Origin of the sequence: Microcoleus sp. K4-B3 (assembly GCF_036704615.1) — a bacterium.
Lineage (GTDB): Bacteria > Cyanobacteriota > Cyanobacteriia > Cyanobacteriales > Microcoleaceae > Microcoleus.
In genome coordinates this window covers 61,082-79,792 of record NZ_JAUBSF010000015.1, presented here as the reverse complement: position 1 = coordinate 79,792, position 18,711 = coordinate 61,082, and the positions used below count along the sequence as shown (strand labels likewise).

The window sequence follows — 18,711 nt, the reverse complement described above, 5'->3', positions numbered from 1 at the left end:
TTTTAGATTTTAGACTAAAGTTCAATCTCCCAGATTCATCTGTGGAGTAAATCTAAAATCTAAAATCTAAAATCTAAAATCGACTGACCCGTCAAAAAACGGAGATAAGCCCCCGACTTAAGTCGTAGAGAACCAAAAATTTTAGATTTTAGACTAAAGTTCAATCTCCCAGATTCATCTGTGGAGTAAATCTAAAATCTAAAATCTAAAATCTAAAATCTAAAATCGACTGACGAGGTTTTAGGGTTGGCAGGGGCGGAGGTTGCAGTCGAATGCCAAGCTGGGGTATGTTGAGTGCGATCGCGCAAGAATTCAACAAAAGTCTAGGCGCTTTCACTCCTACCTACTTTCGCTCACAACCAGCCCTCAACCACCACGCAAGCGGAGTTATCAGTTCGTAGTGTTAAGTTGTGTGTTAAGAAATTGGTACGGTGTCAATGAATTTATTCGCTGAGTTCAAAGGAAGAGTTGTAAGTGTTGAATTTTGAGTATTGATTTTGCAATTCTCAACTCAAAACTCAATATTCCTAACTCGATAAAAGCCTCCTTATTTCTATCTCTCAGATTTATCTGCTGAGCATAACTCATAACTCTGTACGGGCGGGTTTAACTACTTTATCTGTAACAGTTAACAGTTATCTGTAACAGTTAACAGTGAACGGTGAACGGTCAACAGTTAAATTTCCTTCCTCCCTGCACCAACTCACAGCTCATAACTCTTCAAGCTACTAATAATTACAGTCAAAGTCAGAGGCACTCTTGTGCTTAAGTGTCTCTAACTTGCTGCCAGTTTTTTGAGGAAATTGAATGACAAAGCAGATAGTTATAGCAGAGCAGCATCGCATTGCTGCCGTCTTTTCAGAAGATCAAATCCAAGAACTTGTGGTCGCCACAGGCAGCCACCAAGTCAGCGACATTTACTTGGGAATTGTCGAGAATGTACTCCCCGGGATAGATGCGGCATTTGTCAATATTGGCGATCCAGAACGTAACGGGTTCATGCACGTAACAGACCTCGGCCCGCTGCGCCTTAAACGGTCAGCAGGAGCTATTACAGAACTCCTGACCCCCCAGCAGAAAGTGGTGGTACAGGTGATGAAAGAACCGACGGGCAGCAAAGGCCCCCGGCTGACAGGCAACATTACTCTGCCGGGCCGCTATTTGGTACTGATGCCCTACGGCAGGGGAGTCAATCTTTCACGGCGGATCAAGTCGGAAGCCGAGCGCAATCGCCTCAGAGCCCTGGCTATTTTGGTGAAGCCGGCCGGGATGGGGCTGCTGGTACGCACCGAAGCTGAAGGGATGACTGAAGAAGCCATCATGGAAGATTTGGAAGTCCTCCAAAAACAGTGGGAAGCCGTTCAACTTGAAGGCGGTACCTCGCGGGCGCCGGCACTGCTCAACCGCGATGACGATTTTATCCAGCGGGTGCTGCGGGATATGTTCAGCGGTGACGTGAATCGGATTGTGGTGGACTCGCAAAATGGAATTAAGCGGGTGAAGCAGCAGTTGATGAGCTGGAATGGCGGTAAACTTCCTGCGGGAGTTTTGATCGACCACCACCGAGAGCGCGCCTCGATTTTAGAATTTTTCCGCGTTAACGCTGCGATTCGAGAAGCCCTCAGACCGAGGGTTGATTTGCCTTCGGGGGGTTATGTGATTATCGAGCCGACTGAGGCGCTGACGGTGATCGATGTCAACTCTGGCTCGTTTACTCGATCGGCGACGGCTCGGGAAACTGTACTCTGGACAAATTGCGAAGCAGCAACGGAAATTGCCAGACAACTGCGGTTGCGCAATATTGCCGGGGTGATTATTGTTGACTTTATTGACATGGAATCCCGCCGCGATCAGTTGCAGGTGCTGGAACATTTCAATAAAGCTCTCAAAGCTGACAAAGCTCGGCCGCAAATCGCTCAACTGTCGGAATTGGGACTGGTAGAACTGACCCGCAAGCGCCAAGGTCAAAATATTTACGAGTTGTTCGGCCACAGTTGCCCTACTTGCAGCGGGTTGGGTCATCTGGTGCAACTGCCCGGGGAAGAAGACTTCGCCGCAGCGGTGCGGGAATCGAGCGATCGCACTGTTGCTACGTCGAACCGCGTTTTGTTGAATTTGCCCGAAGGATTGGAACGCCGCAGCTTGACGCCTGTGGCGGCTGCAACTCCTGCACCAGTGCGGGAAGAACGCCCCCCAGAACCTGCTCGGGCTGCTTGGGAACCTCAGAGCGAAAGTTTGGATTTTGAGACCGGCAGCAACGCCTCGCCTTTGGACTTGCTCAACCATCCCAGCTATCAGGATTTGGGGAACGGAACGAGACGCCGCCGCCGCCGCCGGATTGGTGAAGAGCCTTTTGCCCTCCCGGTGGAGGAGGAACCGGTGCGCAGCAAGTTGCGGCTGCCGAATACTTCGATCGCGCCCGTGGCAGATACGCGCTCTGAGTACCAGGCACCTCCCGGCATCCGGGCAGCTTCCGAGGGCTTCGGGCTGGTGAATATGGCGACTGTTGGCAGGCGCGAGGATTTCGATCGCGTGCGTCCGGCTAAGTCTGAGTTGATGAAGCCGATGGTGGAGCCTCCGGAGGTGATTTCGGTGGAAATGACAGCGGAGGAGCAGGATGTTTATGCGCTGATGGGGGTTTCTCCTTTGGTGCTTACGGATCGCAGCGTCAAAAATCCTAAGAATGCGATCGTTTCGGTGACTCTCCCGGGAGCGGCCCCGAACAAGCCGCCTTTCGAGCAGCTCGAATTTGAATTTGAACCGGCGGCGCCTGCAGAGAATGCACAGGAACGCGATTATTATCCAGAAATGTCGGTAGCTGAGCCTGTATTTTCTGAGGATGATGAGGCTGAAATTTACGGCGAGAGTTCGATCGACCCTTCGGCTGCGCTCAGAGATCGCGAAACTGATGATTTTGCTCATATCGAAGACACCATCGATTTGATGGGCGAATCCTATGAGCCGATCAAACTCAATGAGTCTAATGAATCGATCGAGCCGTATGAATCTTATGAGCCGATCGAACCCAGCGAACCCAGCGAACCCAGCGAACCCAGCGAACCCAGCGAACCCGAGGAGCCTGCTATCAACCGGCGGCGCAGGCGCCGCTCGTCAGCCGTTTTGGATGAGTGATATGAAGTCCGAGGGAAGAAGGAAGAAGTCCGAGGTTCGAGGGAAGAAGGAAGAAGTAGAAATTTTTACTCTATTCCCATCTTTCCATCTTCCCCTTTCCCCCTCTGGCTCGAACACTCTGGTAATTGCAGGTGTGGATGAAGTCGGACGAGGGGCTTTGTTCGGGCCGGTGGTGGCTGCAGCCTGCATTTTGCCTGACGAAGTTCTCGATGAATTAGCAAGTTGCGGGGTGCGCGACAGCAAGCAGTTGAGTGCCGCAGCCCGGAGTCGGTTAGCCGTAAAAATCCGGGCTGTGGCGGTTGACTGCCAAATTGGTGCGGCTTCGGTGCGGGAGATCGATCGTTTGAATATTTTGCAGGCTTCTTTGTTGGCGATGAAACGCGCAATTTTGAAGCTGAATGTTACTCCTGATTTGTGTTTGGTTGACGGGAATCAAAGGATTCCCAATTTGTCGATCGAACAAGAGACGATGGTAAAGGGTGATGCGCGATCGATTCAGATTGCTGCTGCTAGTATTGTGGCGAAAGTTTGGCGCGATGAATTAATCCTGCGCATGGCTGTTAAGTATCCTGAATATGACTTGACAAATAACAAAGGATATGGAACTGCTAAACATAAATTAGCTTTGCAACGTTTCGGTGTATCTGTCTTTCATCGGCTGTCCTTTAGTCCTTGCCGAAAATAGTTAGTTGTATCTTACATCTAGCACCATTTTCAATAAAACTTTCACGGACGGGCTCTGGGGCCGACCCCACAAGAAACTTGGGCGTTGCTTAATCTGGGTATGAAAAAAATAACTTGAAAATCCCGAAGCTTTGTGGATACTGGTTTCTATTACTTGAATATTTAGCCTTTCATACTCTAAATCAGCAACGCCCAATTTCTTAATCCGATGGCAAATCCCTGGGCATTTTAGATCTGCACCCAGCGACTAATTCAGTAAATTTAACTTCGAGGCGCGCAAATTTGGCAAGTGCTCCATTGGTTGTTGCTTGCCGTTGACCCACGGTGTCCAATCAAATATTCCACGCAATAGCTGAGCTTCAATTTTCATAGAGCCTTAGCTTTAGCAAATCTCAGCCCCTCTGAATGCGCTGCATATCCATTGCTAATCTCATACCGTTTCGGTTTATCACCATCACCGGGCTTAGGTGGGAAAGTGGCTCGCAAGTAAAACCTCTTCCCCTTGGATCAGATCTGGACTCGATCTAGGGAATCATTAATCTTCCCCAAATCTTCGGCAAAATCTCCCATAAAATATACCAAGTTATCTTATTTTGCTGCTTGTATCTTAAGCAGGGAGATGCCAGAAATGTTGATTTTTAAAGGAAAAACGGAGAGGGTGGGATTTGAACCCACGTTAGAGTCACCCCTAAAGTAGATTTCGAGTCTACCGCATTCAACCGCTCTGCCACCTCTCCAATTGATTTGAGATGTGAGCTAAAAGTATTTTACCGCACAGTGCGCCACATTGTAAATCTTTACAGAAAAGAAGTTTGATTTTCTTCAGATTCCAGAGTGGTCTTAAATCCGGCTGCTGGCGTCCACTGGAGGGCTCCGTCGCGCCCTGTCCAGAATATTTGGGTTTTGTTTTGGCGCAGTTGGGCGACGGTTTCTGGGTCGATTTCGTTAGCAGATGCGATCGCCACTTGTGGCCCAACCGCGCTTAATAACTCAGCCGTCAGGGTTTTTCCCGACCACCACAGCACTTGAGCCGGCTTCAAGGTTCCCGTTGCTGCCAATTTTTTTTGCACTTCCGGTGTCATTTCACCGACGAGCAACCAAGTTCGATTTCCCACCAGGAATTCTACCACCGGAATCTCCGCATTCACGAACTGCAACCGCGTCGAACCCAGATCAACTGTACTGTTAGTTTCTAAAGGAAAGTAAACACCTTGGTGAGATTGCACAGCAGTCATAAATTCCTGATTGTTGCCACGGTGAATTTGTTTCGGAGCAGTGTTATCATAAAATGTTTTAATTGGCAAGCGTTCTAGTAATTTTCCCCAACCGCCGCTCAAACCTAAATGACCGTGAGTGGCGATCGCAAAATTCACAGAATTAACTCCTTGCTGCTGCAAAAAAGGCAACACTGTAAACCTGACGGTATTTTCATCACCGCTATTAATTAGCGCCACTTTTCCCCTATCTTGAATGACTAAAACTGGATCGCCAGATGTCGCCAGCAAAGTAACTTGAAATAAAGATGCTTGAACGTGCCAAGCTGGCAAAACTATGATGCTAATTCCCGCCACAACCGCCAGCGGTAAAATCCAAGCTGCAGAAAAAACCGGCAGCGCAATAACTCTGCTTTTCCCCTTATTCCCTTTCCCCTTTTCCTGGTTTTTTCCTCTGACTGCTTCCGGCTTCCGTCTTTTTTCTTCCTTCCTCCTTCTATCCGTTACATCCGTTACATCCGTTGCCGAACTTCCCCCGATCCAAACCCAGCAAATTAAACTGTAAAGCGCGATTAGCTGAAACACCGATACTTGACCGACAGCTACCGAATTACCAGGCAATTGCGAGAAATATTGGGCGATCGCAATTAACCCTTTTGCCGGATAGTCCAGCAGTTGCGCTAAAACACTGCCAGCCGGCGGAAAAATCAATCCAGCTAAAGCGCTAACCATCCCCCCAATACTCAAAATCCACAGCAAAGGAGCCGAAATAATATTGACTAAAATACTGTAAGGTGATACCACGCTAAAAACGTAAAGTAGCAGCGGTAGCACCCAAAGTGAAGCTGCGATCGGAACCACAATAATCGAAGCGATCGCGGGCGGCATCCAGTCCAACTTTGCCATCAGTGGCGGCGTTGTTACTATTAACCCCAAGGTTGCCAGAAAACTCAGTTGGAAACCTAAATCCCAAATCCACAAAGGGTTAACCAGCAGTAAAATAGTAGCAGCAATTAACAGCAATCCCAGCGGCTTAACTTGGCGGTTCAGCACCAAAGCAAATAATGTTCCAAATCCCATCAAAGCCGCGCGGCATACTGAAGCTTCAAAGCCTGTTAATCCCACGAGCAAAAATAAAGCACCGACGCCAAAACTAAATTGCAATTGTTTGGAAAAACGCCTGGTTAAAGCTAGAACTAAAGCCAAAACCATCGAAACTTGAGTGCCGGAAGCTGCGATCGCGTGGGCCAATCCAGCTTGCACAAAATAGTCGCGGATGTTGTAAGGTAAATCTACGGCTTGTTTGCCAAGGGCGATCGCACCGATCAAGGGCCCTTCGGGAACATTTAACTGCGATAGTTGCGATCGCACGATCCGCTGCCGCAGCGCTTGAATTTTCGATGGCCGCATTCCGCTTGGCTCCCAGAAAGCATCCGCTTGGCCGTTAACTCGATTTACATCCGCGATCGCATTTTCTCTCGTCCAGTCAATTTGACGCCCTTTGAGGCCTGCAAAAGCTCCTTCTCTGGCTAAATATGCTTGAAAATTAAAAGCCCCCGGATTCGACGGCGGCTGCGGTTTGTACAAAGAGCCCACAACTGCGATCGTATTGTCGGCGTACAAACCCGTTGCTTGCAGCAGGGGCACTGTAACGTAGAGTTGGCCGGATACTGGGCGGTTTACGACTGCTCCTCCCTCGCCGCCGTTGATTTCGCTAACTAAATCTGTTTCTAGCCAAAATTGCGATCGACCCGATCGAGTCAATCGAGGCGTACTGACAACTCTACCGCGAACTGTCACTGCGACTTCTTGAGTGTTCCCGCCAGCCGGAATCAGTTTGCTGATGTCATCTATTGCCGGTTGGGGCGATCGAACTGCAAAATAAAAGCTAGCTAGAAATGCCACCAAACCCGCAACTGCCCACACCCATTTCGATCTCGGCAGCATCTCCAACAAACTCAATTCTTCCCTCGCATCTAAGGGTTCTTCAAGAGTATTTTCTTTTTGTCTGCTGCGTCTTTTCTTAGTAGCTTTTACAGAATTTCGAGCAAATTTTCGCAAGAATTTTGGCAGGGCGATCGCGGCCGCTATTCCCAAAGCAAGTATCCCGTATCTACCCCAAGGAACCGCTGTAGAAATCAATCCCACAATGTAGGCAAGACAGAAAATCACACCCGTTGCTTGATTCATTAATTAGTAATTTAGAGGGGGAATATTTCAGGAAAACCGATCCGGGACTTATGCACTCCTTACCAAAGAAACCGGGTTTTTTAACCAGGGTAAAGGGCTAAACGCCGTGTATTTGGGTAAAAAAACCGGTTTCTGGCTACCCGTGCGTAAGTTATAGCAAAATTTCTTTCCTGATACGACTACAGCCAACTGTCACACTTAAGTCAGCTTGTATGGTGCGTCAGACTCGGTTATTGAGAGATTATCAAGGGTTTCAGCATCTGACGCACCCTACCAATTGTGCCAGTTGGTCTTAGTCCTGCCTGACATTCTTTCCCTTCTCCTTCCCCTTCCTCTTCCTCTTCTAAATAGACAGCCCCAATTTTAAACCGAAAGCCGCGTGCAGCACCATAAGTGCAAGGGCCGTCGTGCCTAAATAAGCGTGAACCGCGCGCAGTGCTGGCTTATTGCCCCCAAAACCCGTCAGCGAAATCAAGCTGCCAACAGCCAGCAAAACCAGCACTGTCGAACCCGTCCAAAAATGCGGGCTTTCCATAACAGGCTGGTGCTGCATCACCAGCGACAGCAAGCCGCCTGTATAGCCCAAAGCTAGAAATAGAAACATCCACGGTGCAAGCTTGCGGTGATCCGATCGACTTTTGAGTGCGACATCTTTATCGGGGGCCAAACGTCCCTGCCATCCCGTATACCCGACAAAACTGCCCATCGCCACCACCACGATCCCCATCATTACCGGGTGTCCCCAATGAGTAATCGATTCGGGAATTCCCAGACTCCGAAATTGACTGGCGATGGGTTCTAAAAGTTCGCTTAAATTTACCATTTGCTTGAGATTCCTAACTTCGCGATCGCTAATTTTGGTTTAACCAACAACTTACTCTAAATAGCAATATACCGATCGCGATTTTCAATCACTGTTTCCAGCCAGAAGTCTGTATAAAATAAAAGAGCCGGACACAAGAGAAGTGTATTGCCTAGCCTCAGCAGGGGAGCGGCCATTTCAGTTAATTTGAGCTGACAAGATCCTGTTTTTTGTCCCCACACCAGTAAGAGGATGCTATTGCAGACGGCGCTATGATTAAGCCTTACCGATTTTTGCAGCGAATTGCTCAACTGCTCGCCTACGCCTACTCAGCAGTGATTGTCGGCTATCTGATTCTGAGACAGATATTTTGGGACAGGCTGTGGCCGATTGCCTTGATGGGGGATTTTGTTCCTTGGATTTTCTTGCCAATCTTCCTGCTGCCAATTCTAGGGTTTTTTCTCATCAAGAAACGCTGGTTCGCGATTGTTTCATCTGTGGCTGGCATCTGCCTGCTGGGTTGGCTACACGTCACCTACTTTTCTCCCCAGCCGGCGAACATCAGTGACTCCCAGCCAACTCTCAAGGTTTTTTCTCTCAACCTCGGCTGGCATCACGAATCCCCACAAGCTTTGGTTAACCTAATTCAGGAAGAAAAACCAGACCTCATTTGTTTGCAAGAAATTAAGGAAGATTACGCCGAAGAAGTATTCTCTAAGTTGGCCGTATTATACCCGCACCACCTGGGGCGCGGATACCATGTGATTCTCAGCAGATATCCCTTTCGCTCTTTCCAAAAGTTACGGCTAGCCGGTGGGAACGAACCACAGGAACGAGCTATTATCGAAATGAACCAGCAAGATGTAGTTCTTTATAACATTTCAACAACCCCACCGTGGTTTCGCCAGCATAAAATTTTGCCTTTCCTCAAAATCCCAGTTTACGAGTACGGCGACCGACCGGCACAAATTCAAGATTTAGTGGGGCGACTGCAGAAAGAAACGCTGCCGACTATTGCCGCGGGGGACTTTAATTTGACTGACCAGTCTCAAGACTACTATTATTTGAGAGCGGTTATGCAAGATGCTTTCCGAACAGCAGGACTGGGTTTTGGCTTTACTTTTCCTAACGGATGGGATCTGAAGTTACTGGTTAAACAGTTAAACTGGAAATTAACTTTTCCCCTCGTGAGGCTTGACTATGTTTGGTATTCTCAGCACTGGGGGGCAAAATCAGCCAAGGTTTTACCGGCAATCGGTTCAGAGCATCTGCCGGTGTCGGCCCAACTGCGGATGCAACCGGAATTTGGACGAGTGTAGGGGGTTGGCAACACTTTGGTGGGGCGATGATCGCAAGGGCATCGGTCAATTTAAGCTGCGGGCGAACATGGTGATGCTGTTGGCGAATCCGTGAAGGGTGACGCCTCACATTTGCTCCCGTCGCACCCCTCTTAGATCGTGTCCGGATAATTGCCCGCAATTAATTTTTCTATCCTTCTTCCACTTTCTTCTTCCTTTTTTGCGTACTTGGCGTCTTGGCGGTTCATTATTAAACCCCCCAAATAAACAAAGTATTGATTCGCCAACAGTCTCATGGAATTCGCGACTATACAAACAGGGAATTTTAGACAAATGAAGATGTTTTCAACCAAGCACAGACTAATGGCTCGAATTAAGCCTTACCGACTTTGCAGTTGACTGCTGAATCGCCCGTATGCCATAGCCCTCGGTCTGCGTTTCGCCCAATCTTCACAGCCTCATCCTCACTCTGGATGTTAAATTTTATCTGCCTGCTCAAAGTTAATTTCAATTCCTTGACTTTTGAATGCCAAAGCGAGAAATTAACATCGCAGCCGACGAGTAGTCGCACTTCTACATTTTGCTAATCGCTCTCAAGGGAGAATCAACTGCTGAAAAAAAAACTAGAGGTTCCAAGTTTGAGACTTCTTGCATAAAGTATGCCGTCTGCCCGATGAGAGTTCGATCGACTGAGCGCTAAACTGAGCGTCTGAAGGCACCCTGAAAGCACCCTTGTCTGTTGAGCAGCCATCGCTGTGCACCTAAATGAACCCTATCAACTAACTCGCTGGGGAGTCGGTTGTAGCAGACAAGCACCAACTTTCTTGCGTCGCCTTCCTCGGAACCGTGCAATCGCTACACTCACTGCGCCGTCGCTAAAGTAGCTTCCGAAGGTTGGATTTGATACTTTACGAGATTTGCCAGTTCTTGTAACTGATTAATCGCTTCTGCACCTTCTAGTTTCATGAGTTCGCGGTCGTCCCGCATCTCAGTCCAAGTGATACCGTAATCTGACACTAAAAATCGAATCAGATGGTTGTCCGTCAAACTGACCATAAATGAGGCACTGTTCATCTGACCCCCGCAAGTGTAGCAGGAAGCCAGATAACCCCGATGCTCTAGCACGATCGCTAAAGCTTGGAGGTTCATTACCAAATCTTGGACGAATTTACGGTGTTGTTCTGCAAGTCTCAGAAACACGTTCTCCTCCTATCACCACACCGTGTATTTTACATCCCATTTAATAATTTCTTAATAAGTGGGTATTTAGGTGCTGGTTCAGTATACGTTTAGTATGCTCAAAAAAAATCGGATTAGCGACCTCTTCAGCTTACCTATACTAGATTAACCGAGTTGCGATCGAAACGAAGTATCAGCAGCGACATTCAGCCAAAACAGGCTCTAGCGGGGGACTCCAGCCGGAAAATTTGCCTGCTGTCACGGGTGATTCAGCCGTTGGAGGCCCAAAGATACAAATAACTAATGACAGCAATCAAATTAGTTAAGTATAAGAGTTCAATCCCCCTGGGGATACTCGTCCCAAAGCGTCGTAGTCTGCCGCAAGCTCCGAAAATCCCCATTCCCCAAAATCAAGTGATCCAGTAGCGGAATCGACAAAAACTGCGCTCCCGCCAGCAACTGCCGCGTCAAAGCAATATCCTCCGGGCTCGGCTCCACAATTCCCGAGGGGTGATTGTGCGAGATAATCGCCCGCGTCGCCCCTTGGCGGATCACCTCCCGAAATATATCCCTCGGGTGAGCCAAAGTTTCCGTGGCTGTGCCGATCGTAATTACCTGAGTACCCAGCAGCCGATTTTTCACATCCAGCAGCACCACAGCAAAACGTTCCTGAGACTGCCACATCAAATCCTGACTCAGGGCATCCGCCGCCGCTTGCGGAGAGTCAACTACAGCCATTTCCGGCGGACGCGACTGAAACACCCGCTTCCCCAACTCCACTGCAGCCAAAATCGAAGTCGCCTTAGCAGGGCCAATCCCGTGAATCTGCGTCAACTCCTGAACGCTAATACTGCGCAGCACAGCCAGAGGATCGCGAGAATGCAAACTCAACTGATTTAAAATATACTGTCCGAGCCCGACGGCGGAAAGTTTGCCTTGTCCCTGACCGGTACCCAGCAGAATCGCAATTAATTCCGCAGTAGCCAAACTTTTCGGGCCGCCCGCCATCAGCCGTTCCCGTGGTCGTTCACTCGTTGGCAAATCGACAATTCTTAAGCTGTAAGTCATAAATGCACCTTACCAATACAGCAACGCAAGCTCAACAATTACATGATTTTAGCCGATCGATTTGGGTTCTTAAAATCAGTACGATCACCGAAAAAAGCCTTGGCTTTAACCGAGGTTTTTGGCACAGCAAATCTAAGGCAACGTTTCACAAGCGATCGAGTCTTTATCTCGATCTAGCTTAAACGGATCGCCCGGATACGCCTCTAACACTTGTTGCGCTTGTGCTTGAGTCGCAAAGTCAGAACAGTTGCAATCCGAGTTAACGCAACTGGGAAAATCGGCACTTTTAAACTTCGGTTTAGAAGACTCGTAAATAACTTTCTTGGTATCTTCCTTTGGCTGCTGTGCATCAAGAGGAATCTCTGCGGTTCGTTCAACAGATTTGACTGAAGATGGCAATTTGCGATCGGGATCTGGTTTGGCAAGTGCAGGTACCTCCGCAGAAATTGCAGGTTTCGGTGTTGGTGTCGGCGTTTTCACAGTCTCCGGCTTCAGTTTCGGCGCTGCCGAAAGCGGTGACGGCTTAGCGGTTTGAGATGATACTAGCGGATCGCTTGGGGCCGGAAGCGCCACTGAAACTTCCTGAGACGGAGGGGGTGCGGTGACGCCAAAAAGTACAAACGAAGCCGCCATCAACCCGCCATACATCGCGACCGATCGCTTGCGGGTTGGTGCGGCCACCCATTTCGGATTAACAATGCCCAGAAAGAAGGCAGGGAGCGACAATAAAAAGCTTAAGACGAAAAAATTAAACATAGCGACCTTTACCAGTAAAAAATAGAAGTAGTCCAGGACGCATAAACCGGGTTTTTTTTACCAAAATACGAGGTGAAGCACGAAGGATATCTGTTTAAAAAACCCGATTTCTTTAATCCCTGTGCGTAAGTCCTGAGAAGTGAACTTCCTTCTTTATCGGTAGACCCAATCCCAAATCCCTATGATTTACAAAGTAAATAGAACGCTGGATATCCTACGCGGGTGAAACCCGGCTGATGAGTGTATTTCTCGTTACTAAACCCACGACTTTTTCCTACAGTTCGCGCTCGCACTCCGACGCCGTGAAACCTGGTTTTTTAATTGCAGTAAATGAGTAGAACCAAGTATTTTCCTTAAAAAACTAGGTATCTCGCCCAACCGGGCGTAAGTCCTGGTAAAATTCCTCGTAACCCTGCCAGAAAAGTGAGAAGCATACCCAGCTACGTTCAGCGCAGAGGTGCGCTTACCCTAAATTCTCGCCATTCAGTTGAGGCCAGCAGCCCCGAGGAAACTGGTTGCGGCGGCTTAGGTGCTGTAATCCCAAGCACAAGGAACGAAACTGCCATCAACCCGCCGTACAAGGCAGTCGATCGCTTGCGAGTTCCCAGTCCCACCCATTCAGGATTTAGCAGACCCAGACAAAAAGCCGGTGTTGAAAACATGAAAGTTAATACAAACAAGCTGGACATCAGGCACCTCCGACTCGCGAACTGCAGCGATCAATTACTTGTCTCTCCTATTAACATCTCAAAAAATCCGCTTAAAAAAGTTACAATTTAGGATTTATCACTTTGGACTTATTGCCTTTTATCAAGCAATAATAAAACTGGTTAAATCTCTTACTTTAGGTAGTTGTAAAAAACAATAATAGGTTTTTACAAAACCAGAAAATTCAGCTTAAAATAGACACTAAATTCCTCCCTCAAAATATGAAAGTCCGCTTTAACGTAGTCCGCCAAAATCAAAACGAGGCTCCCCGGGTTCACACTTACACCCTAGACGTGGAAGAGAGCAATACCATCCTTGACTGCCTCAACAGCATCAAGTGGGAACAGGACGGCACATTAGCTTTTCGCAAAAATTGCCGCAATACAATTTGCGGCAGTTGTTCTATGCGGATTAACGGTCGATCGGCATTAGCTTGCAAAGAAAATGTGGCCAGCGAACTCGCAAGACTGCAAAAAATAGCCGATTCCAGCTCAGCAGAAAAGCCTGCCGATTTCATCCCAGAAATCACCGTCGCCCCAATGGGAAATATGCCGGTCATTAAAGATTTGGTTGTTGACATGACCAGTTTTTGGGACAACCTAGAAGCAGTTGAACCTTATGTCAGCACCGCCTCGCGAGCAATTCCCGAACGCGAATTTCTGCAAACTCCAGAAGAGCGATCGAAACTCGACCAAACCGGCAACTGCATCCTCTGCGGCGCGTGCTATTCTGAGTGCAACGCCCGCGAAGTCAACCCGGAATTTGTCGGCCCCCACGCCCTCGCCAAAGCTTACCGCACGATCGCCGACGGACGCGACAGCGAAACCGAAAATCGGCTCGAAAAATACAACGAGGGTACCGCAGGCGTCTGGGGATGCACCCGCTGTTACTACTGCAACTCGGTTTGTCCGATGGAAGTCGCGCCGATGGATCAAATTGGTAAGATTAAACAAGAGATTCTCGATCGCAAAGACGACCAAGCCAGTCGATCGATCCGTCACCGCAAAGTCTTAATCGATCTCGTCAAAGAAGGCGGCTGGATAGACGAGCGCAAATTTGGCATCGAAGTAGTAGGAAACTACTTCCGCGACGTTAAAGGTTTGCTGAGTCTGGGCCCGTTGGGTTTGAGAATGATCGCTCGGGGCAAGTTCCCGCTGTTTTTTGAGCCTTCAGAAGGTACTGAAACCGTGCGAAATCTGATCGAATCGGTTCAAAGTTTAGAAAAGTCAGCAGATTAGCGATCGGTTGTCATTTTCCTGGTAAATTACAAGTTGTGCGATCGCAAACCTTCCCAAAAGTCATTACTCAAAACTCAAAACTCAAAACTTTTAAATGACTGCTAAAACTCCTCCATCCCCAAAACCGACAACCCCAAATACTCCAAAACAACCAGAACCAGCCTTTGGCTGGAATGCCTACGCCGAACAAATCAACGGACGATTTGCGATGGTGGGATTCGTGGGACTTTTGCTGCTAGAATTTTTCACCCGCCAGGATTTTTTCACCTGGCTGGGTCTGCGTTAAATTGAGCGGTATATGAGGCACTAAAAATGCTCGAAAACCGGGTTTTTTACCGATTATAGGGCTGCCACAAAGTATTTTGGTAAAAAACTCGATTTCAGGGCACAGATGCGTAAATCCTATTCATTTAGCAACTGCCAACACGGTTAGGACGTTCTTAATTCCTGAAACTAATGCGGTCTATTTCTTCTTCCTTCTCTCCTAAATAACTAAAACCTTCTTCCTTCTTACTTCTCCTATAAAAAAGCAGGTAAAAAAATAGACAATTATCCATTTTTTACCTGCATTCCTGCTTATAAAAAGCGGAAATCAAGTTAAGTTAGTGCAAATTTAACCTGTACTTGTAAGCTTGGTTTCCAGTCGCCTATCGAGAAATTATTCACATAGATAATCGATTTCGTTCAAACTAATTTCCAGTTGTGTCGCGGACGGTCAAACTGTACTTGCCTCTACCTTTTGGAGGCGGATCGTAAGCATTGACAATGACGCGGTAGCGACCGCTCGCAGACAAGGTAACACTAAGCTCAGAATTGGAATTTTGCTGCGTCACATCATCATTTTCTGCAAGTAGCTCGCCCTGGGAGTTGAAAATAGCGAGATAAGTATCAAACTCGGTACTTTCTACGCTAACAACCACTTTCTGACCCTGAGTGCCTTCAAAGGTATACTCATCGTACAAACTGCTGTCCGAGGGCAGTACAGATGACTTAGCAGGGGTGAGTTCTCCGTTTTGCTCTAAAATAACCTTAGATGAACCCGGATCGGGACTCGGCAAAGGTTGTACAGTTGGACTCTGAGTTGGCGAACTCTGTGGTGATGGCGACGGGTTGGGGCTTGCTTGAGCTAAAACAGCCTTGCCAGCAGGGTTCGCATCAGGTGAATTTTGAGGAAATTCTGCTGAAATGAGGGTAGAACTGCTGTTAGCAACTCCACCTGAATTTGAAACTGGCGAAGAGAGAGTCGGCTTGCCAGAAAAAGTAGCTACCAGAGCAATTGGCGCGATCGCCCAAAATCTAACTTGACGCATGAATTACCTCGATTTGCAAAGAAGAAAGGAGGAAGAAGGAAAAAGGAAGGAAGCAACAAGGAAGGAAGAAGAAAGAAGAAGAAGGAAGAAAAATAATTCGACCAATTACCAATTCCCCATTACCAATTCCCCATTACCAATTCCCCATTACCAATTCCCCATTACCAATTTTCAACGGACAGTTAGAGTGTAACGGCCCCGGCCGGAAGCATCGTAAGCATTGACAATTACGCGATAGCGACCCGTAGCGGGCAAAGTAACGCTCAGAAACGCATTTTTAGTCGCATCGCTTGCGTCGTCATTTTCTGCCACTAATCGGCCGTTAGGGCCAAAGATAGCCACATAGGGATCGAAATCTGTACTTTCGAGGGAAATGGCTACAGACTGACCCGATCGACCTTCAAAAGTATACTCGCGATACAGACTGTTGTCAGACGGCAATACCGGACCGCCTGCGACTAAAGCAGCTTCTTCTTGCAAAATTGCCCGAGAAGTGCCGGTAGGAGCACTCGCTTTCAGTTCTAACGTATAAGCCCCCGACTGCCTAGCTTCGTAGGAATTGGCCACTAACGTGTAAGTGCCGTCTGCTGGCAGCCGAACTGTAATTCTGGCGTCTTTACTGCCTGCTCCGTCATCGTCTTGAGCGATTTCGCGCTGGTTTGGTCCGAGCAATATTAAATAAGGGTCAATCTCTTGACTTTTCATTTCTATTGTGATTTGCTGGCCCGCTTTTCCCTCAAACGAGTAGAGGTCAAAAAAGCTGTTGTCGGTGGGCAGAACGCTAGACTGGTTGGTGAGTTTACCACTGACGGCGGGCCCGTTTAACGCGAGTTTTTCAGGTGATTTGTTGCCAAAGGGCGATCGGGTTTGAGCCACGCGGGGAGCTCGCCCTTCTCGTACCGCTGTCAGGAAAGCGGGTACTTTGTCTGCTGAAATTGCAAAACCGATACCGATACTGCCACCGCCCCGACCGCGAGTAAAAATAGAAGTATTGACGCCGATTAATTCTCCTGAACTGTTGAGCAGCGGCCCTCCAGAATTGCCGGGATTGATGGCGGCGTCGGTTTGAATTAAGCCCCGAGAAAGGTCGATGCGGCTGACGATTCCGACTGTAAAAGTACCTTGAAATTGACCGAATGGATTGCCGATCGCAAATGCTTGTTGCCCGACTTTCACCGAACCGGGACGGGCTAAAGGAATGGTCGGCAAATTGTTTTGACCGCGAATCTTAACCACCGCTAAGTCTAGACCTTCTTCGCCGAATCCGACGACATCGGCCACAAGCTTTCTGCCGTCTGACAGGATTATATTCACGGTACCGCCGGCCGCAACAACGTGGGCGTTCGTTAACACCATGCCGTCAGGGCTGATAATTGTACCGCTACCGTTAGATTTACCGGTATCGACGCTAACAACCGCAGGGCTAGCTTTTTCGTAGACCCGAATATTGGTTTGTTCATCGACATTTTGGGCGATCGCACCCTGGGAATGCACCGAGTTAAATTCCGTTAAATCTGTTGATTGCCGTACAGGGGATGTCGTAACAACCGCACTGGCGCTGGCTGTTAGCCCAACCGTTAAAATTCCCGATACTGCTAAACTTAGAAGTTTGAAATTCATGGCGATCGATTATTATTTAGCGATCGGTAGCTAGGAATTAGGTTTTGTTGCTAAATGCTAACTACCCTCTGTAATTATTTTAGGACTTGCACAACGGTAGTGACCTTCCTCACGCCGGTTCTCCAATTCGGGAATCTGAGTCAGCAGCAAGATACTTGAAATTAGCTTTCCGCACCTCAGCCTCCTCATCACCGTAAAAAAATGACAGCAAAGCAAAACGCTGACCGCTAATCACGGAAGTCGCTTCATGCAGCAAAGAACACGAAAAAATAATCGCCGTGCCAGAATCGCCTTTATAACCGTGCGGCGCGTACTCTGGAAACCGTAAAAATCCCCCCGTGTACTCTCCCACATTCAAGTTTAGCGTCATCGCAAACCTGCGGTGCAGCGTAGCTTTGCTAGTGTTGTCGCGGTGCGGCAGAAAATAACCGCCACTCTGGGCATCGTAACAACCTATCAAATACCGTTCAAACCTGGTAATTGTAAACTGAAAAGCTTTCTCTATTTCCGGCCGCACCCGGCGCAAAATAATCGCATTTAATTCTCGCCGGAAATCCTCGTCTTTAATAAAGAAATCTCGGCGCTTTTTGAAAGTGTCGTCGTGCAGGCCAACGGTTTTCCCCTCTATTTGCCTCATAAAGCCCGAGGGACTGCCACCATTAGCTTTGTACATATCGATCAAAGTACGGCAAAACTTTTTGTCCAAAACGTTAGGAATTACTAACACCGGGGCGTGGCGAGTGGCGGCTCGGGCTTCCTCAATTGGGGGCAAAGTTTTGAAAAAATCTAATACTTGCTGGGCGTGTTGGTGCGGTTCGCCCATCGGCAATATATTAATTATCTGAAGGTTTTCGTTGATCACAAAAGTTTGGGGTGCATAGTGAACTCCGCCAACTCCATTTTGTTCAACATCTTGGGAAACACCGTACTGCTGGCTGACTGTTTTATCCAAGTCCCAGAAAAAGAGGAATGACGGAGCAATTGTTGTCGGTCTGTTTTGTTCTTTGTCTGCTGGGTCAACGCTCACTCCGAACCGCGCTACTTGCAAGCTTTGGAATTCCTCCGATCGCTCTTGAAAGCTTTTGAGGATAACTTGAATTTGTTCAAAAGCTGCGCTGCCAAAGAAAAACAGCACGACTCGCCGGCCGCCAACCGTCGAGAAATGAAATAAGGGGTTATTTGTAGAAGGAATGGAAAACCAGGGAGCCGGATCTCCTATTTCGAGTAATGGCATCTTGCTGATTTTAGATTGAGGATTTTATATTTAGATTATTATGCTCTCGATTAGTTCCACAGGTTCGCTATGTTAAGATCGTTTTTTACAAAAAAATTAGCTTTTATCTGTGTATATCTGCGTTGGTCTGCGGTTTCACACTCCCAATTTACAGTTTTTTTAATAAGTCTAATATCTGATAATAAGTAGATGGGTATCAATAAACGCAACTTAGAGTTCTGCGGTGTCCCAAGCCGGAGCTGGGGGATAAATGTTGAGTTTCACCCACCTACTTATGT

15 protein-coding genes and 1 tRNA gene are annotated in these 18,711 nt (G+C 47.9%); 6 read left to right on the top strand and 10 right to left on the bottom strand.

The window, feature by feature from the left end:
• Positions 1-272 precede the first annotated feature (272 nt).
• From QUA78_RS09960 to QUA78_RS09950, 3 genes are all read left to right on the top strand, one after another.
• The gene (locus QUA78_RS09960; protein WP_333300035.1) at positions 273-401 is read left to right on the top strand and encodes a hypothetical protein; all 129 of its coding nucleotides are present in this window, start codon (positions 273-275) and stop codon (positions 399-401) included.
• A 406-nt stretch (positions 402-807) separates the two neighbouring features.
• Positions 808-3,132 carry an Rne/Rng family ribonuclease gene (locus tag QUA78_RS09955; RefSeq protein ID WP_333300036.1) on the top strand — a complete coding sequence of 775 codons (2,325 nt, stop codon included), beginning with the start codon at positions 808-810 and terminating at the stop codon, positions 3,130-3,132.
• Position 3,133: 1 nt separating this feature from the next.
• Positions 3,134-3,817 (top strand): ribonuclease HII, encoded by a 684-nt coding sequence (locus QUA78_RS09950; protein ID WP_333300064.1) that lies wholly within the window; start codon positions 3,134-3,136, stop codon positions 3,815-3,817.
• Between the two features lie 649 nt (positions 3,818-4,466).
• Here the strand turns inward: QUA78_RS09950 and QUA78_RS09945 are convergent.
• The 3 genes from QUA78_RS09945 to QUA78_RS09935 form a co-directional block, all read right to left on the bottom strand.
• Positions 4,467-4,553, bottom strand: a tRNA-Ser gene (locus QUA78_RS09945).
• Between the two features lie 60 nt (positions 4,554-4,613).
• The gene (locus QUA78_RS09940; RefSeq protein WP_333300037.1) at positions 4,614-7,220 is read right to left on the bottom strand and encodes a ComEC/Rec2 family competence protein; all 2,607 of its coding nucleotides are present in this window, start codon (positions 7,218-7,220) and stop codon (positions 4,614-4,616) included.
• A 343-nt stretch (positions 7,221-7,563) separates the two neighbouring features.
• Complete coding sequence (locus tag QUA78_RS09935) at positions 7,564-8,043, bottom strand: DUF4079 domain-containing protein (RefSeq protein WP_333300038.1); 480 nt, start codon at positions 8,041-8,043, stop codon at positions 7,564-7,566.
• A 251-nt stretch (positions 8,044-8,294) separates the two neighbouring features.
• Here QUA78_RS09935 and QUA78_RS09930 point away from each other — a divergent pair, with 251 nt between their 5' ends.
• Positions 8,295-9,341 (top strand): endonuclease/exonuclease/phosphatase family protein, encoded by a 1,047-nt coding sequence (locus QUA78_RS09930; protein WP_333300039.1) that lies wholly within the window; start codon positions 8,295-8,297, stop codon positions 9,339-9,341.
• 840 nt (positions 9,342-10,181) lie between these two features.
• Here QUA78_RS09930 and QUA78_RS09925 read toward each other — a convergent pair.
• The 4 genes from QUA78_RS09925 to QUA78_RS09910 form a co-directional block, all read right to left on the bottom strand.
• A complete protein-coding gene (locus tag QUA78_RS09925; RefSeq protein ID WP_015176985.1) occupies positions 10,182-10,520 on the bottom strand; it encodes a DUF1815 family protein in 339 nt (112 codons plus the stop codon).
• Between the two features lie 315 nt (positions 10,521-10,835).
• Positions 10,836-11,567, bottom strand: a complete 732-nt coding sequence (radC, locus tag QUA78_RS09920) for a RadC family protein (protein ID WP_172193060.1) — start codon at positions 11,565-11,567, stop codon at positions 10,836-10,838.
• A gap of 132 nt (positions 11,568-11,699) precedes the next feature.
• Positions 11,700-12,323, bottom strand: coding sequence for an excalibur calcium-binding domain-containing protein (locus QUA78_RS09915; protein ID WP_333300040.1), 624 nt, complete (start codon positions 12,321-12,323; stop codon positions 11,700-11,702).
• A 446-nt stretch (positions 12,324-12,769) separates the two neighbouring features.
• Positions 12,770-13,012 carry a hypothetical protein gene (locus QUA78_RS09910; protein ID WP_333300041.1) on the bottom strand — a complete coding sequence of 81 codons (243 nt, stop codon included), beginning with the start codon at positions 13,010-13,012 and terminating at the stop codon, positions 12,770-12,772.
• Positions 13,013-13,252: 240 nt separating this feature from the next.
• Between QUA78_RS09910 and QUA78_RS09905 the strand changes: the two genes are divergently transcribed.
• Positions 13,253-14,269 carry a succinate dehydrogenase/fumarate reductase iron-sulfur subunit gene (locus QUA78_RS09905; protein ID WP_333300042.1) on the top strand — a complete coding sequence of 339 codons (1,017 nt, stop codon included), beginning with the start codon at positions 13,253-13,255 and terminating at the stop codon, positions 14,267-14,269.
• Positions 14,270-14,363: 94 nt separating this feature from the next.
• Complete coding sequence (locus QUA78_RS09900) at positions 14,364-14,555, top strand: chlorophyll a/b-binding protein (RefSeq protein ID WP_172191677.1); 192 nt, start codon at positions 14,364-14,366, stop codon at positions 14,553-14,555.
• Positions 14,556-14,958: 403 nt separating this feature from the next.
• Here the strand turns inward: QUA78_RS09900 and QUA78_RS09895 are convergent, their stop codons facing one another.
• From QUA78_RS09895 to QUA78_RS09885, 3 genes are all read right to left on the bottom strand, one after another.
• Positions 14,959-15,579 carry a DVUA0089 family protein gene (locus tag QUA78_RS09895; RefSeq protein ID WP_333300044.1) on the bottom strand — a complete coding sequence of 207 codons (621 nt, stop codon included), beginning with the start codon at positions 15,577-15,579 and terminating at the stop codon, positions 14,959-14,961.
• Between the two features lie 171 nt (positions 15,580-15,750).
• The gene (locus QUA78_RS09890) at positions 15,751-17,199 is read right to left on the bottom strand and encodes a trypsin-like peptidase domain-containing protein (RefSeq protein ID WP_333300045.1); all 1,449 of its coding nucleotides are present in this window, start codon (positions 17,197-17,199) and stop codon (positions 15,751-15,753) included.
• 109 nt (positions 17,200-17,308) lie between these two features.
• Positions 17,309-18,433, bottom strand: a complete 1,125-nt coding sequence (locus tag QUA78_RS09885) for a redoxin domain-containing protein (protein ID WP_333300046.1) — start codon at positions 18,431-18,433, stop codon at positions 17,309-17,311.
• Between the last annotated feature and the right edge of the window lie 278 nt (positions 18,434-18,711).

What these genes read in the sequence shown, in the direction of transcription:
- QUA78_RS09960 (WP_333300035.1), top strand. Translation starts at nt 273, where the DNA reads ATGCCAAGCTGGGGTATGTTGAGTGCGATCGCGCAAGAATTCAACAAA.
- QUA78_RS09955 (WP_333300036.1), top strand. Translation starts at nt 808, where the DNA reads ATGACAAAGCAGATAGTTATAGCAGAGCAGCATCGCATTGCTGCCGTC.
- QUA78_RS09950 (WP_333300064.1), top strand. Translation starts at nt 3,134, where the DNA reads ATGAAGTCCGAGGGAAGAAGGAAGAAGTCCGAGGTTCGAGGGAAGAAG.
- QUA78_RS09940 (WP_333300037.1), bottom strand. Translation starts at nt 7,220, where the DNA reads ATGAATCAAGCAACGGGTGTGATTTTCTGTCTTGCCTACATTGTGGGA.
- QUA78_RS09935 (WP_333300038.1), bottom strand. Translation starts at nt 8,043, where the DNA reads ATGGTAAATTTAAGCGAACTTTTAGAACCCATCGCCAGTCAATTTCGG.
- QUA78_RS09930 (WP_333300039.1), top strand. Translation starts at nt 8,295, where the DNA reads ATGATTAAGCCTTACCGATTTTTGCAGCGAATTGCTCAACTGCTCGCC.
- radC (WP_172193060.1), bottom strand. Translation starts at nt 11,567, where the DNA reads ATGACTTACAGCTTAAGAATTGTCGATTTGCCAACGAGTGAACGACCA.
- QUA78_RS09915 (WP_333300040.1), bottom strand. Translation starts at nt 12,323, where the DNA reads ATGTTTAATTTTTTCGTCTTAAGCTTTTTATTGTCGCTCCCTGCCTTC.
- QUA78_RS09910 (WP_333300041.1), bottom strand. Translation starts at nt 13,012, where the DNA reads ATGTCCAGCTTGTTTGTATTAACTTTCATGTTTTCAACACCGGCTTTT.
- QUA78_RS09905 (WP_333300042.1), top strand. Translation starts at nt 13,253, where the DNA reads ATGAAAGTCCGCTTTAACGTAGTCCGCCAAAATCAAAACGAGGCTCCC.
- QUA78_RS09900 (WP_172191677.1), top strand. Translation starts at nt 14,364, where the DNA reads ATGACTGCTAAAACTCCTCCATCCCCAAAACCGACAACCCCAAATACT.
- QUA78_RS09895 (WP_333300044.1), bottom strand. Translation starts at nt 15,579, where the DNA reads ATGCGTCAAGTTAGATTTTGGGCGATCGCGCCAATTGCTCTGGTAGCT.
- QUA78_RS09890 (WP_333300045.1), bottom strand. Translation starts at nt 17,199, where the DNA reads ATGAATTTCAAACTTCTAAGTTTAGCAGTATCGGGAATTTTAACGGTT.
- QUA78_RS09885 (WP_333300046.1), bottom strand. Translation starts at nt 18,433, where the DNA reads ATGCCATTACTCGAAATAGGAGATCCGGCTCCCTGGTTTTCCATTCCT.